The sequence below is a fragment of the Streptomyces sp. NRRL S-37 genome, assembly GCF_000721605.1.
Classification (GTDB): domain Bacteria; phylum Actinomycetota; class Actinomycetes; order Streptomycetales; family Streptomycetaceae; genus Streptomyces.
On record NZ_JOIZ01000017.1, the window covers coordinates 1 to 14,534 of the forward strand.

The following is a 14,534-nucleotide window of genomic DNA, read 5'->3' on the forward strand; positions in this document are numbered from 1 at the left end:
CTTCTTCGCGATCACCGGGAGGGCGTCGGCGTCGTCCTGGGTGGGGCAGGCGACCCGGACGATCTGGCACCCGGAGGCGGTGAGCTCGGCGATCTGCTGGAGGGTGGCGCCGATGTCGGACGTGCGCGTCGTCGTCATCGACTGCACGGACACGGGGGCGTCCCCGCCCACCGCCACGGATCCGACCTGGATCTGCCGGCTCTTCCGGCGCTCGGCGAGCTTGGTCGGAACGGACGGCATGCCGAGAGAAATCGCAGTCATCTGCTGTGCAACCCCAAGTCGTGGATCTAGGTCCGGCTCCCCGTGAGCAGCGGGCTCCGGGCTCCGAGATTACGGCAATGGCCAACGCTCCAGCACATCGCGCCCGTAAACCCGCCCAAAGGGCGACGGCCCGGAACCCCAAGGGTTCCGGGCCGTCGTGAACGGCGGGTGACGTGAGCCGGTCCTAGGAGATCCGCACCGGGTTCACCACGTCCGCGATCAGGACGAGGAGCGTGAAGCAGACGAAGATCCCCGCGACCACGTAGGCCACCGGCATCAGCTTCGCCACGTCGAACGGTCCGGGGTCGGGGCGGCGCAGCACCTTGGCGAGGTTGCGGCGCAGCGACTCCCACAGGGCTCCCGCGATGTGTCCGCCGTCGAGCGGGAGCAGCGGGAGCATGTTGAACAGGAACAGGGAGAGGTTGAAGCCGGCGAGCAGCATCACGAACATGGCGAGCTGCTGCGAGGCGGGGATGTCGAGGGTGGCGATCTCGCCGCCGACCCGGGCCGCGCCGACGACGCCCATCGGGGAGTCGGGTTCGCGGGGGCCGTCGCCGAAGGCCGCGTCCCACAGGGCGGGAATCTTCGACGGCAGGGCGGTGAGGGAGTCGACGGCGTCGCCGACCCGGTCGGTCATCCAGACCACGGAGTCCCCGAAGTCCTGTCGGACGACACCGGTGGCCGCGCTGAAGCCGAGGAAGCCGGCCTTGACGTACTCGCCCTCGACATAGGCGCCGTTGCCGTCCTTCTTGGCGACCATGTTGGTCGCGATCTTCGCCTGGAGGGTCACCTCCCGGCCGTCGCGTTCGACGACGATCGGCACCTGCTGGCCGGCGCTGTCACGGATGAGGTCCGAGAGCGTGTCCCAGTCGTCGGTCCGGACGCCGCCGAAGGCGACGATCCTGTCCTCGGCCTTCATCCCGGCGGCGGCGGCCGGGGACTGGGGGTCGGACTTCTTGCAGTCGTCGCGGTTCTCGGTCTGCGCGATCACGCACTGCGAGACCGAGCTGACGGTGGTGGTCTGCTGCTGGATGCCGAAGCCCATCAGCACGGTGAGGAACAGCGCCACCGCGAGGATCAGGTTCATGAAGGGGCCCGCGAACATCACGACGACCCGTTTCCACGGCTTGCGCGTGTAGAACAGGCGCTTCTCGTCGCCGGGCCTGAGCTCCTCGAAGGCGGCGGAGCGGGCGTCCTCGATCATGCCGCGCCACGGGGAGGTGGAGCGGGCCTCCAGTCTGCCGTCGGGGCCGGGCGGGAACATGCCGATCATGCGGATGTAGCCGCCGAACGGGATCGCCTTGACGCCGTACTCGGTCTCGCCCTTGTTCCGCGACCAGATGGTGGGGCCGAAGCCGACCATGTACTGGGGCACGCGGATGCCGAACATCTTGGCCGTGGACAGATGGCCCAGCTCGTGCCACGCGATCGAGAACAGCAGGCCGGCCGCGAAGACGACTATGCCGAGGATGAACATCAGGGTCGTCATGCACGCGCCTCCGCGCTCGCCGTCCGGTGGGTCAGTTCCCGGGCCCTCGTCCGTGCCCAGGTCTCCGCTTCGAGGACGTCCGACACGGTCAGTGAGGTTCCCGTCGCGGGGGTGCCGTGTTCCTCGACGACCCGGGTGACGGTCTCCATGATCCCGTTGAAGGGCAGCGTGCCGGCGCGGAACGCCTCCACGCACTCCTCGTTCGCGGCATTGAACACCGCCGGGGCGGTTCCCGCGAGCTCGCCGACGTGCCGGGCGAGGTTCACCGAGGGGAAGGCCTCGTTGTCGAGGGGGAAGAACTCCCAGGTGGACGCCTTGCTCCAGTCGAAGACCGGGGCGGCGTCGGGGACCCGTTCGGGCCAGCCGAGGCCGATGGCGATCGGCCCGCGCATGTCGGGGGGCGTCGCCTGGGCCAGTGTCGATCCGTCCGTGAACTCAACCATCGAGTGGACATACGACTGCGGGTGCACGACGACCTCAATGCGGTCGAAGGGAATGTCGTACAGCAGGTGCGCCTCGATGACCTCCAGGCCCTTGTTGACGAGGGTCGCGGAGTTGATCGTGATGACCGGTCCCATGGCCCAGGTGGGGTGCGCGAGGGCGTCCTCGACGGTGACGTCGGCCAGCTGCTCCCTGGTGCGGCCGCGGAAGGGGCCGCCGGAGGCGGTCACGACGAGTTTGCGGACGTCCGCGCGGGTGCCGGCGGCCAGCGCCTGGAAGAGGGCGGCGTGCTCGGAGTCGACCGGGATGATCTGACCGGGCTCGGCGAGCGCCTTCACCAGCGGTCCGCCGACGATGAGCGACTCCTTGTTGGCGAGCGCGAGGGTGCGGCCCGCCTCCAGGGCGGCGAGGGTCGGGGCGAGACCGATGGATCCGGTGATGCCGTTGAGGACGGTGTGGCAGTCGGAGGCGGCGAGCCGCGCGGCCGCGTCCGGTCCGGCGAGGATCTCGGGCAGCGGCTCCCCCGCCCCGTACTGCGCACAGAGCGCCTCGCGCAGCGCCGGTACGACGTCCTCGCGGGCGACGGCGACCGTACGCACCCGCAGCCGGCGGGCCTGCTCGGCGAGGAGGGCGACCCGGCCGCCGTGGGCGGACAGGGCGGTGACCCGGAAGCGGTCGGGGTTGCGCAGTACGAGGTCGATGGCCTGGGTGCCGATCGACCCGGTGGAGCCGAGGATCACCACGTCCTTCGGTCCGTCTCCCGCCACGGGGTCGTAGACGAGGTGCGGGTCGGCGAGGGGGGCTGGAGCGTCGGTCATGGACCCCATTGTGTCGGGTCGCGACCGCTGCCGGGGTCCCGCCCCGGCAGCCCGGCTCCGTGCCCCGGTCCGATGATCCATCGTCCTTCCCGCCTCGCCGGTCAGCGGTCGACGTGGTCGACCTCGCGGTCGTTGCGCGGCTGGACCGGACGGTTGCTCTTCGGGAACAGCTCCCGGTACGCCGCGACCTGCCCCGGGGTGACACGCACCTGGTTCTCCAGCACGGTCCACTTGACGCCCTCCGTGCAGGGCGGGGTGGTCAGCGAGCCCTCGTAGCGGTACTGGTCGCGGTCGCCGGGGAGGAACCGTGTGAGGTCGACGGGCCGGGTGAGGTGACTTCGCCCGCCCTCCTCGGCCGGAAGGTGCTTCCACAGGTCCGTGAAGGCGGAGTGGCCCTTCGCCGCCCTCATCAGCACGGCGAGAACGGCGATCCCGCCCTGGTCGTCCTCGTGCACGAAGTGCATCTCCATGGCCGCGTGCTCGCCGTCCTCGGCGTGCTCGCTGGGGAGGTGGAAGTGGAACTGCCGCAGCCGGTACGTGGTGCCGTCGACGACGATGCCGCTGCCGGCGGAGACATCGGCCTGGACGGTGTGGCCGTTGTTCACGATGTCCGCGGTGACGGGTTTGTAGTGGACGGTGACGGGTGTGTCCGTCTCGACGGCGACGTCCTCGTCGAGGTCGACGGGTGACTGTGCGTGGCCCTTCCCGCAGGCCGCGAAGTCCTCGCTCAGCGAGGCCCAGTGCTCCGGGCCGGTGGCTCCCTCGTAGCTCCAGTGCGGTGCCTCCTGGGCCTTGTCGTCCGGGGAGGCGGAGGCGGTGGCGGTGCAGGCGGTCGCCGTGACGGCCGTGAGGGCGGCGATCGCGGAGACGACAGCCGCGCGTATGCGACGGGAAGACATGCGGATGACCCCTCATCAGGTGTGGGAGGTCATCCACCTTTCGCCATCGACCGCAACGAACGAGGCAAGGTTCGAACAGGGAACGGCAAGGAAGGGTAAGCAAACACCCAAGGCCCCGGGACATGGCCCGCGAAACAGGAAAAAGCCCCGGCGGCAACGGAGTTGACGGATCGCGACGGGAGGCGGGAGGGCGACCGGGTGCGGATCCCGGGCCGCCCTCCCTTCGGTGCCGTGGTGTCGTGCGCCGTCAGCGGACCGGACGGTGCACGTTCTCCCGGGTGCTCGGGCCGGGTGTGGTGTCCGCGATCCAGGGGCCGTCGTCCGAGGGGTCGATGACACCCTGCTCCAGCCACGCGTACGTGCCGGAGAGCACGCCCTTGACGACCTTGCGGTCGACGTCGTCGGTGTTGGTCCACAGGCGGCCGAAGAGTTCCTCGACGCGGATGCGGGCCTGGCGGCAGAAGACGTCGGCGAGCTGGTAGGCCTCGCGGCCGTTCTCGCCCCGGCCGCGCAGCAGCTCCGCGCGGACACAGGCGGCGCTCATGGCGAACAGTTCGGCGCCGATGTCGACGATCCGGCCCAGGAAGCCCTGCTTGGTCTCCATCCTCCCCTGCCAGCGGGACATGGCGTAGAAGGTGGAGCGGGCCAGCTTGCGGGAGGTCCGCTCGACGTAGCGCAGGTGCCCGGAGAGGTCGACGCCGTGCTTGAACCCGCCGTAGGAGCCGGGGAGCTGTCCGGGGCCCGCGACGAGTTTCGGCAGCCACTTGGCGTAGAAGAGGCCCGCGCCCGCACCCGCCCGCGCCTTGTCGCCGAGGGACTTCTCGGGGTCGATCAGATCGCCGGCGACCGAGAGGTGGGCGTCGACGGCCTCGCGCGCGATCAGCAGGTGCATGATCTCCGTGGAGCCCTCGAAGATGCGGTTGATGCGCAGGTCGCGCAGCATCTGCTCGGCCGGGACCGCCCGCTCGCCGCGCGCCTGCAGGGACGCGGCGGTCTCGAAGCCGCGTCCGCCGCGGATCTGGACCAGTTCGTCGGCCATCAGCCAGGCCATCTCCGAGCCGTACAGCTTGGCGAGGGCGGCCTCGATGCGGATGTCGTTGCGGTCCTCGTCGGCCATCTGCGAGGAGAGGTCGACCACGGCCTCCAGGGCGAAGGTGGTCGCCGCGATGAACGCGATCTTGGAGCCGACGGCCTCGTGCAGCGCCACCGGCTTGCCCCACTGCTCCCGGGCCGCCGACCACTCGCGGGCGATCTTCAGGCACCACTTCCCGGAGCCGACGCACATCGCGGGCAGGGACAGCCGGCCGGTGTTGAGCGTGGTCAGGGCGATCTTCAGGCCCTGGCCCTCCTCGCCGATGCGGTGGGCGGCGGGGACGCGGACCCGGTGGAAGCGGGTGACGCCGTTCTCCAGTCCGCGCAGGCCCATGAAGGCGTTGCGGTTCTCCACGGTGACGCCCTCGGAGGCCGCCTCGACCACGAACGCGGTGATGCCGCCCCGGTGGCCTTCGGACTTCGGTACGCGCGCCATGACCACCAGGAGGTCGGCGACCACCCCGTTGGTGGTCCACAGCTTCACCCCGTCGAGGACGTACTCGTCGCCGTCGGGTACGGCGGTGGTGGCCAGGCGTGCCGGGTCCGAGCCGACGTCCGGCTCGGTGAGCAGGAAGGCCGAGATGTCGGTGCGGGCACAGCGCGGCAGGAACGTCTCCTTCTGCTCCCGCGTGCCGAAGATCTTCAGCGGCTGCGGTACGCCGATCGACTGGTGCGCGGAGAGCAGCGCGCCGATCGCCGGGCTGGCGGAGCCGACCAGGGCGAGGGCCTTGTTGTAGTACACCTGGGTGAGGCCGAGGCCGCCGTACTTGGTGTCGATCTTCATGCCGAAGGCGCCGAGCTCCTTGAGCCCGGTGATCACGTCGTCGGGGATCAGGGCGTCGCGTTCGATCCGGGCGCCGTCGATCTTCGTCTCGCAGAAGTCGCGGAGCTTGGCGAGGAACTCCTCGCCGCGCTGGACGTGCTCGTCGGCGGGGAGGGGGTGGGGGTGGATCAGGTCGAGCCGGAAGCGGCCGAGGAACAGTTCCTTGGCGAAGCTGGGCTTGCGCCAGTCCTGTTCCCGGGCGGCCTCGGCCACCTGGCGGGCCTCACGTTCGGTGACGGTGGGCCGGGACGGGGACGGGGGTGACTCGGGTGTTGCGGACATGAGGCTCACCTCGCCGCGAAGGGGACGGTGTCATTACATTACCGACTGGTGCTACCCGATCGTATGTACCCGATCCGTAGCCGCTCCGCCACCCTTCGTGCGGCCGTACGGCCGACTCTCCCGCCCTCGGGGGGCGGGTGGGAGTGAGGGACAATTCCTTCAACACCCTCTGCGGTCCGACCCGGCTTCGGAGAAAGCTGTCGAAGCGCTTCGACAGCCTATGGACACCCGTCATCCTGTGAAGCTACTGTCGGATCACCCTCACCCACCCCCTGTATATCGCGCGCATTGTCGAAGCGCTTCACACGCTTGGAGACTGGATGGTCACCCTCGCCGAGGTCGCCCAGCACGCCGGAGTCTCCGCGAGCACGGTGAGCTATGTCCTCAGCGGCAAGCGGTCCATCTCCGTGAACACCCGGCAGCGGGTCGAGCGGAGCATCCGCGAACTCGGGTACCACCCGAACGCCGGGGCCCGCGCCCTGGCCAGCAGCAGGTCCAACATCATCGCGCTGATGATCCCGCTGCGTACGGACATGTACGTGCCGGTGATGATGGAGATCGCCATCGCGGTGGCCACCACGGCCCGCACCCACGGGTACGACGTGCTGCTGCTCACCGGTGAGGAGGGCCCGGACGCGGTGCGCCGGGTCGCGGGCAGCGGACTCGCCGACGGCATGATCCTGATGGACGTCGAACTCGACGACGAGCGCCTCCCGCTGCTGCGGGAGACCGACCGGCCGGCGGTGCTGATCGGTCTCCCCGCCGACACCACCGGCCTGACCTGCGTCGACCTCGACTTCAAGGCCACCGGTGCGCTGTGCGTGGAGCATCTCGCCCAGCGGGGGCACCACGACATCGCCGTCATCGGCGAGGCACCGGCGGTCTACGAACGGCACACCGGCTTCGCCGAGCGCACCCTGGACGGGCTGCGCGGCCGGGCGCGGGAGCTGGGACTGCGGCTGCTGCACCGGCCCTGCGAGGGCGGGTACGACGCGATGTCCGTGACGCTCGCCCGGATCCTCGACGAACGCCCCGGCACCACGGGCTTCGTCGTGCAGAACGAGGCGGCGGTGGAACCGCTGCTCGCCCTGCTGCGCCAGCAGGGCCGTGCCGTGCCCGAGGACGTCTCGGTGGTCGCGATCTGCCCGGAGCAGGTCGCCGTGCAGGCCTCGGTGCGGCTGACGTCGGTCGCCGTCCCCGCGCAGGAGATGGGCCGGCTCGCCGTGGAACAGCTGGTCGCCAAGCTCGACGGGCGGGGCGGCGACGAGGTCGTGCTGATCGCGCCCGAACTGACCGTCCGCGCCAGCTCGGGCCCGGCACCCGCCCAGTAGCCCACCAGCCCGCCGTCACTCGCGGCGCCATGGCGCCACACGCCGCCCGCACCGGACGACCGGTGCGGGCGGCGCGGAGACGCGGTGCCTAACCGCCCGACACCGTCAGGTTGTCGGTGCGGAAGTCGAGGCCGCCGGACGACGAGGTGATCTCGTAGCCGAACTGCACGTCACCGATGGTCTCGTTGCCCATCCAGCCCTTGGTGTCCTTGATCCACCTGAGGATCGGGAGGATGTTGACCGTGCCGGAGTTCGAGTCCGAGGTGCGCAGGAACGAGAAGACCTCGTTGGCGCCGTTGTTCCCCTTGTAGACGTTCCAGGTGTGGCCGCCGAGGCTCACGGTGCCCTGCGAGGAGCCGAGCGGGCCCACGGCGCCGTTGTAGTTGACCCAGAGCATGATCTCGTAGTCGTAGTCCGTGTCCCAGATGTCGTACGAGGTGTTGTACGCGCCCGAGGACGGGACGGTGACCTTGTAGCTGCTGGTGAGCGAGGACAGGGAGGTGATCGACTTGTTGATCACCTTCTTGGCGTTCGGGTAGGACTTGATGCCGCCGGTGTTGGGGTGGTTCGCCCACACGCCCCAGTTGGTGCCGGAGTTGGCCCAGACGCACTGGGCGCCGGCGCCGGAGCCCCAGATGTTGTTGTAGAGGGTGTAGCCGTTGAGGCTGGTGTTGCCCCACTGGTCGCAGGAGTTCCAGACGGCGGCGTGTGCGGGGGCGGAGGCGAGTCCGACCGTCGCGCCGAGCGCGAGGGCGGGCGCCAGCAGGGTCTTGGTGATCCTGCTCAGGGTGCTTGGTGCCATGGCGTTCCTTCCATGGGTGGGGGGAATTGCGGGGGTCACCGCGCCTTCGTGGTGAGGACGCGGTCTTCTCCGGCGACCAGGTCGAGCGGTTCGGCGCCGGCGGAAGTCCACAGGTCGATGCGGTGGGTGCGGGTGGGCCGCAGGACGGCGGTGGCGCCGTCCGGGGACCAGGTGAGGTCGAGTGAGGCGCCGAAGCGGGTGCGGATGCCGCGCAGTTCGCCGCTCGGGTACGCCGGGAGCGGCGCCGGCAGCAGGACCAGCCGGTCGGGGGTGGACTGGACGAGCGCCTCGATCAGCACGGCGGGCAGGGTGTGGGCGGCGTCGGCGTTGTAGACGTGGCGGTGCGGGTAGTGCGCGCTCATCAGAGAGGCGTGGAAGAAGTCGCCGTCGAGGACCTGGCCGAGCGCGTGGGCGACCCTCTCGCCGTCCCGGAGGCGGGCCGCGATCAGCGCGTGGTGCAGATGGCCGTGGGCGGAGTCGTTCTCGGCGCCGCGCAGTTCCAGGGCGCGGTGGGCGGCGGCGGCCAGCTCGGGGGTGTCGTAGGGGGTGATCTCGTCCAGGGGCCAGACGCCGTAGAGGTGACTGAGGTGGCGGTGGTCGTAGGAGTCCTCCAGCCCGGGCCACGCCCACTCGGCGAGCGCCCCGTCGGCGTTGATCCGGTGCGGGGGCAGCCGGTCGGCGAGGGCGCGCCAGCGGTCGGCGTGCTCCGGGTGGTACGCGGCGGCGGTCAGGAGGGCGTGGCGGGCGGCGGAGAGGTCCATGGCCGCGTTGACGGTGCCCCAGCTCGCGTTGGCGGGCCGGTTCTCGGGCGAGTAGGAGGGGACGACGACCGGCCGGCCCTCGCCGTCGGTGCGGGTGAGGAAGTCCTCGTAGAACAGGGCGACCTCGGCGAGCGCGGCGGCGGTGTGCGGGTCGCGTGCGCCGCGGGTCTCGTCGTGGTCGACGAGGGGCTTGAGCAGCCAGTCGGCGCCTGCGGTCCACAGGTGCAGCGGGTACTCGCGGCTGAAGTGGTAGGAGTGCCCCGACTCGCCGTCGCTGTGGGCGGGCGCGACCACGCCCCGGGTGCCGAAGACCGCGCGGGCGTTGTCCCGCCAGTCGGGCAGCTGCCGCCGGACCAGGGCGGCCAGTGCCCCGGTGACCTCGGGGAGGGCCGCCGCGGCGGCGGAGGCGGTCTGGAGGTTGAGGTTGGCGTCGTGGGTGAAGGCGCCGGACCAGGCGGTGTCCCAGTCGCCGGTCCACAGTCCGGTGAGCCGGGGCGGGAACAGGCCGCTGGAGGACAGCAGGTGGTAGCGGCCGGCCGCGAAGAGCCGTTCGAGCAGGGCGGCGCCGCGCGGCCGGGTGAGCAGCTCCGAGCCCGGCAGGGCGCGTTCGTCCGGGTCGGCGGCGAGGTCCAGGGTGACGCGTTCGTAGGCGGTGCGGTGCAGGGGGAGGTGGCGGGCGAGGAGGTCGTCGTACGGGGTGCCGGAGGCGAGCAGATCGCGCAGGGCGCGGCCCTCGGCGACCACGTCGAGTTCCCCGGTGTGCCGCCGCACCCGGGTGAGCAGCAGCACCGACCGGGCGCCCTCGACGCGCAGGCCCGGCGGGGCGAGCGCCGTCCGGCCGCCGGTGACGGCGACCACGGTGACGCCGGTGCAGGCGAGGTCGGTGCCCGGGTAGCGGGCGCGCAGGCTGAGCAGGGCGCCCTCGGGGGTGAGGACGGCGCCGTGGCCGACGCCCAGGCCGGTGGGGACGCCCGGGAGCCGGTGGTCCAGCAGGACGTCGAGGGTGAGTCCGGGGCCGGTGATGTGCTGGACGATCACGTCGTCGGCGCGGGAGACGAAGACCCGGCTGGTCCAGCCGGTGCGGGTCGCCTCCGCGACGCCGGTGGCGAAGTCGAGCGTACGGCGGTATCCGCCCGGGTCCGGGTCGCCGTCCGGGCGGCGCACGCGGACCTGGAAGGCCGGGTGGAAGGGCCGCACCCACTGCAGCGGGCGGCCGTCGGTGAAGTCCTCGGCGGCGGTCGTGTCGCCGGCGAGCAGCCGGTCCTGGAGGCCGGACAGTCCGTCGGCGAGCCGGGGCGGCAGCCGGTCGTGGCCCTCGCCCTCGCCCGGGCGGACGAGGGTGTGATGGGTGACGACGGTCCGGTCGTCGTCCGGATCGCCGAACACGAGGGCGCCGTGGTGGCCGTTGCCGCTCAGGAAGGCGTCCTCCCAGCGGGCGGCCGGCCGCGGCTCCCAGGTTCCGTGGACGGGCGCGGCGCTCATGGCCTCAGCACCGCCACGCCGTAGCGGCCGAGGGTGATGCGGTCGGTCACGGTGTCCTCCGTCAGCAGGTCGTGGTGGGTTCCCGGGACGTCCACGGTGACCGGCTCGCGGTCGTGGTTGAGCAGGAACAGCAGCTCACCGCGGCGGACCGCCTCGACTTTGTCCGGGAGCCCGTCGAGCACCGGCCGGACGCCCGCGCCGGTGGCGATACGGGTCAGCAGGGCGCGCAGCGCCTCCGGTTCGGGGAGCGTCGAGACGTACCAGGCGCGGCCCTTGCGCAGCACGGCGGGCAGTCCGTCGAGTTCCCCGCCCCGGTAGCGGACGGTCTCGTCGGCGGTGCCGTCGGGCTCCAGCTCCTCGGACCACAGGGTGCCGCGCAGGCCACCCTCGCAGTCGGCGGTCTCCCCCGCGTCCAGCGGCCACCACTCGTGCAGGGTGCGGATGCCGAACAGTTCGCGCAGCCGGGCGTCCATGCCGCCGGGCCGGACCCGGTCGTCCTGGTCGGCGACGCCGGTCAGGAAGCCGCAGACGAGGGTGCCGCCGCCGCGTACGTAGGCGAGGAGGTTGTCGACGGCCTCGTCGGTGAGGAGGTAGAGCTGCGGGACGACGACGAGCCGGTAGCCGGTCAGGTCGTGTGCGGGGTGGGCGAAGTCGGTGGTCAGGTGGGCCTGCCAGAGGGCGCGGTGCCAGGCGCTCAGGACCTTCGGGTGGTCGACCTCGTGGGAGGGGCGGGCCTCCTGGTCGCCGGCCCACCAGGAGTGCCAGTCGTGCAGCACGGCGACGTCGGCGGTGATCCCGGTGCCGGCGGTGTGCGGGGCGATCCGGGCGAGGTCCGCGCCGATCCGCTTGACCTCCTGGTACGTACGTCCCCGCTCGCCGGCGTGGCCGACCATCCCGGAGTGGAACTTCTCGGCGCCCTGCCGGGACTGGCGCCACTGGAAGTGGCAGACGGCGTCGGCGCCGCGCGCCACGGCCTGGAGGGACCACAGCCGGTTGAGGCCGCGCGGTTTGGGGTGGTTCACCCGGCGCCAGTTGACCGCTCCGGCCGCCTGCTCCATGAGCATCCAGGGTCCGCGGGCCTGGGAGCGGGTCATGTCCTGGACCAGGGCGCCGCTCTGCGCGCCGAGGGGGTCGCGCGGGTCGGGGTAGAGGTCGACGGAGACGACGTCCTCCTCCTCGGCCCAGCGCCAGGCGTCCTGGCCGGCCCACAGCGGCATGAAGTTGGTGGTGACCGGGAGGTGCGGGGTGTGCCGGCGGACGATGTCGCGTTCGGCGGTGTAACACTCCAGGAGCATGTCGGAGGTGAAGCGCTTGAAGTCCAGCACCTGGGTGGGGTTCTTCAGGTAGTGCGCGTGGCGGGGCGGCAGCACCTCTGCCCAGTCGCCGTAGCCCTGGCTCCAGAAGGCGGTGCCCCAGGCGGTGTTGAGGGCGTCGAGGGTGCCGTAGCGGTGGCGCAGCCAGGTGCGGAAGCGGGCGGCGGCCTCGTCGCCCCAGTCGTAGGTGCAGTACTCGTTGTTGATGTGCCACATCGTGAGGGCCGGGTGGCCGGCGTAGCGGGCGGCCAGGTCCTCGGTGATCTCGGCGGCGTAGCGGCGGTAGGTGGCGCTGGAGTGCGAGAAGTGCTGGCGTCCGCCCCACCACTCGGTCCGGCCCTCCGCGTCACGGGGCAGGGTGTCCGGGTGGAGGTGCCCCATCCAGGGCGGCGGGGAGGCGGTGGGGGTGGCGAGGACGACGCCGATGCCGTGGTCGCGCATCAGGTCCATCAGCCGGTCCAGCCAGCCGAAGGCCCGCTCCCCGGCGCGGGGTTCGAGCTTCGACCAGGAGAAGACGCCGAGGGTGACGGAGTTGACGCCGGCCTCCTTCATCAGGCGGACGTCCTCGTGCCAGACCTCCTCGGGCCACTGCTCGGGGTTGTAGTCGCCGCCGTAGAGGAGGCGGCCGCGGGTGGCGTCGTTCAGACTGGGCATGGGGGACCTCGTGGTCGGGGGCTGAGCGGAGTACCTCGGGGGCGCGGGGAACCGCGCGGCCCGCCACGACGGACCCGTGGCCGATGAAGCACGACGCGGCCCCGGCGGGGCAGGGCGGTCAGCCCTTGACCGCCCCCGTGAGCATCCCCTTCTTGAAGTGCTTCTGGACGAACGGCGACAGCACGGCCACCGGCAGCAGCGCCATCACCATGACGGCCATCTGCACGGCCAGACCGGACAGCTCACCGGTCTTGATCGCCTGGCCGAGGCCGACCGGCGCCTCCTGCTTCTGCACGAGCTGGATCATGACGTTCTGCAGGGGCAGCATGTCCTGGTCGTTGAGGTACAGGGAGGCGTTGAACCAGGCGCTCCAGTAGCCGACGGCGTAGAACAGCGTGATCACCGCGACGACCGCGCGGGACAGCGGCAGCACGATCTGCCACAGGATGCGCAGGTCGCCGGCGCCGTCGATGCGGGCGCTGTCGATCAGCTCCTGCGAGATGCCCATGAAGAAGCCGCGCAGCACCAGGATGTTGAAGACGCTGATCGCGCTGGGCAGGATCAGCGCGAGGTAGCTGTCCGTCAGGCCCAGGGACTGCACGAGCAGATAGGTGGGGATGAGGCCGGCGCTGAAGAACATCGTGGCCAGCAGCACCATGAGGATCCAGCGGTGGCCGACGGATCCGCTGCGGGACAGTCCGTAGGCGCACAGCACGGACACCGCCATCGAGAAGAGGGTGCCGACGAGGGTGACACCGATGCTGACGAGCGTGGCGCGGGTGACCTGGCCGCCGCTGAGCAGTTCCTGGTAGGCGACGAAGGTGATGTCCTTCGGGATCATCACCAGCCCGCCGGCCTCGTCGATGGTCTTCCGTGAGGACAGGCTGGTGACGACGACGATCCACAGCGGGAAGAGGATGGCCAGGCAGGCGAGGAGCAGGACCAGTCCCTTGCCGGCGAGTCCGGCCCGGCTGGGCGCCTCCTCCCACACCGGCCGGGGCGGAGCCGCCCACCGGCCGGGAGTCCGCGCGGGCTTGTCGATGACGGCGGTCACTTCTTGTACACCCCCTGCTCGCCCATGAGGTGGGCCACCTTGTTCGCTATCAGGACCAGGCCGAGACTGATGACGCCCTTGACGAGTCCCGCGGCGGCCGCGTAGCCGAAGTCCTGGTTGCGCACGCCGTTCCACCACACGAAGGTGTCGAGGACCTCCGCGGCTCCCGGTCCGACGGCGTCGCGTTGCAGCAGGATCTGTTCGAAGCCGACCGTCAGGGCGTCGCCGACGCGCAGCACCAGCAGCAGGGCGATCACCGGGCGCAGCGCGGGCAGCGTGACGTGCCACATGCGGCGCCAGCGGTTGGCGCCGTCCATCGCGGCGGCCTCGTACAGGTCGGGGCTGACCGAGGCCAGCGCGGCGAGGAAGACGATGATCCCCCAGCCGGCGTCCTTCCACACGCTCTGCGCGGTGATCAGGAACTTGAAGGTCTCCGGGTCGGTCATCAGGCTGAGCCCGTCGTACCCGTGGTCGCGCAGGATCTGGGAGAGCAGTCCGGCGCCGCCGAACAGCTGCTGGAAGACGGCGACGACCAGCACCCAGGAGAAGAAGTGCGGCAGGTAGAGGATGGCCTGTGAGACCGCCCGCACCCGCGGCCTGACCACGCTGTTGATGAGCAGCGCGAGCAGGATGGGGATCGGGAAGTACAGCACGAGCTGGAGGAAGAACAGCACCAGCGTGTTCCGGACCGAGTTCCAGAAGGCGGAGTCCTCGAAGATCCGCTGGAAGTTCTCCAGGCCGACCCAGGGGCTGTGCAGGATGGAGACGACCCCGTTGTCGCTGATGTAGGGGTCGTACTCCTGGAACGCGACGACGTTGCCGAGGATCGGCACGTAGTTGAAGAGCAGCACCAGCAGCACGGCGGGCAGCGTCATCAGCAGCAGGACGCGGTCGCGTCTGAGCCTCAGCCGGAGGCTGAGCTTCCCGGCGGGCGGTTTCTTCGCTGCCCCGGTGGCGCCGCCGTGCGCCGCCGGGGGGTTCTCCTTCTCTGCGGCCTCGGTGTCGGTCCGAGGCACCGTGCTGTGGGACACG

The 14,534-nt window shown here is 71.1% G+C and carries 11 protein-coding genes; 1 reads left to right on the forward strand and 10 read right to left on the reverse strand.

Translation table 11 applies throughout. The features are described from left to right. The 5 genes from IH50_RS0123930 to IH50_RS0123950 all read right to left on the reverse strand — a co-directional run. Positions 1–261, reverse strand: a 261-nt coding sequence (locus IH50_RS0123930; protein WP_158801295.1) for a flavodoxin-dependent (E)-4-hydroxy-3-methylbut-2-enyl-diphosphate synthase, incomplete at its 3' end; no start/stop codon positions are given. Positions 262–445: 184 nt separating this feature from the next. Further along, positions 446–1,738 (reverse strand): M50 family metallopeptidase, encoded by a 1,293-nt coding sequence (locus IH50_RS0123935; RefSeq protein WP_199822129.1) that lies wholly within the window; start codon positions 1,736–1,738, stop codon positions 446–448. Positions 1,739–1,746: 8 nt separating this feature from the next. Further along, entirely contained in the window at positions 1,747–3,009 is a 1,263-nt protein-coding gene (gene dxr, locus IH50_RS0123940) for a 1-deoxy-D-xylulose-5-phosphate reductoisomerase (protein WP_030865934.1), read from the reverse strand. A 101-nt stretch (positions 3,010–3,110) separates the two neighbouring features. Next, positions 3,111–3,908, reverse strand: a complete 798-nt coding sequence (locus IH50_RS0123945; RefSeq protein ID WP_030865936.1) for a carbonic anhydrase — start codon at positions 3,906–3,908, stop codon at positions 3,111–3,113. Between the two features lie 247 nt (positions 3,909–4,155). Further along, positions 4,156–6,105 carry an acyl-CoA dehydrogenase family protein gene (locus tag IH50_RS0123950; RefSeq protein WP_030865958.1) on the reverse strand — a complete coding sequence of 650 codons (1,950 nt, stop codon included), beginning with the start codon at positions 6,103–6,105 and terminating at the stop codon, positions 4,156–4,158. Between the two features lie 320 nt (positions 6,106–6,425). On the opposite strand from IH50_RS0123950, the gene IH50_RS0123955 reads away from it, so the two are divergent. Next, positions 6,426–7,436, forward strand: a complete 1,011-nt coding sequence (locus IH50_RS0123955) for a LacI family DNA-binding transcriptional regulator (protein ID WP_030865960.1) — start codon at positions 6,426–6,428, stop codon at positions 7,434–7,436. A gap of 88 nt (positions 7,437–7,524) precedes the next feature. Here IH50_RS0123955 and IH50_RS0123960 read toward each other — a convergent pair whose 3' ends face one another. The 5 genes from IH50_RS0123960 to IH50_RS0123980 all read right to left on the reverse strand — a co-directional run bounded on the left by IH50_RS0123960 (position 7,525) and on the right by IH50_RS0123980 (position 14,533). Next, a complete protein-coding gene (locus IH50_RS0123960) occupies positions 7,525–8,238 on the reverse strand; it encodes a glycoside hydrolase family 12 protein (protein ID WP_030865962.1) in 714 nt (237 codons plus the stop codon). 35 nt (positions 8,239–8,273) lie between these two features. Continuing rightward, on the reverse strand, positions 8,274–10,481 hold the full coding sequence (locus tag IH50_RS0123965; RefSeq protein ID WP_030865967.1) for a glycosyl hydrolase family 95 catalytic domain-containing protein: 2,208 nt from the start codon (positions 10,479–10,481) through the stop codon (positions 8,274–8,276). Then, positions 10,478–12,448, reverse strand: a complete 1,971-nt coding sequence (locus IH50_RS0123970; protein ID WP_030865970.1) for a beta-galactosidase — start codon at positions 12,446–12,448, stop codon at positions 10,478–10,480. The genes IH50_RS0123965 and IH50_RS0123970 overlap by 4 nt, the downstream gene beginning before the upstream one ends. Positions 12,449–12,566: 118 nt before the next feature. Next, positions 12,567–13,502: a carbohydrate ABC transporter permease gene (locus IH50_RS0123975; RefSeq protein WP_030865974.1), complete on the reverse strand. Its 936-nt coding sequence runs from the start codon at positions 13,500–13,502 to the stop codon at positions 12,567–12,569. After that, a complete protein-coding gene (locus IH50_RS0123980) occupies positions 13,499–14,533 on the reverse strand; it encodes an ABC transporter permease (RefSeq protein WP_030865975.1) in 1,035 nt (344 codons plus the stop codon). Before IH50_RS0123980 ends, IH50_RS0123975 begins: the two co-directional genes overlap by 4 nt. Position 14,534 lies beyond the last annotated feature (1 nt).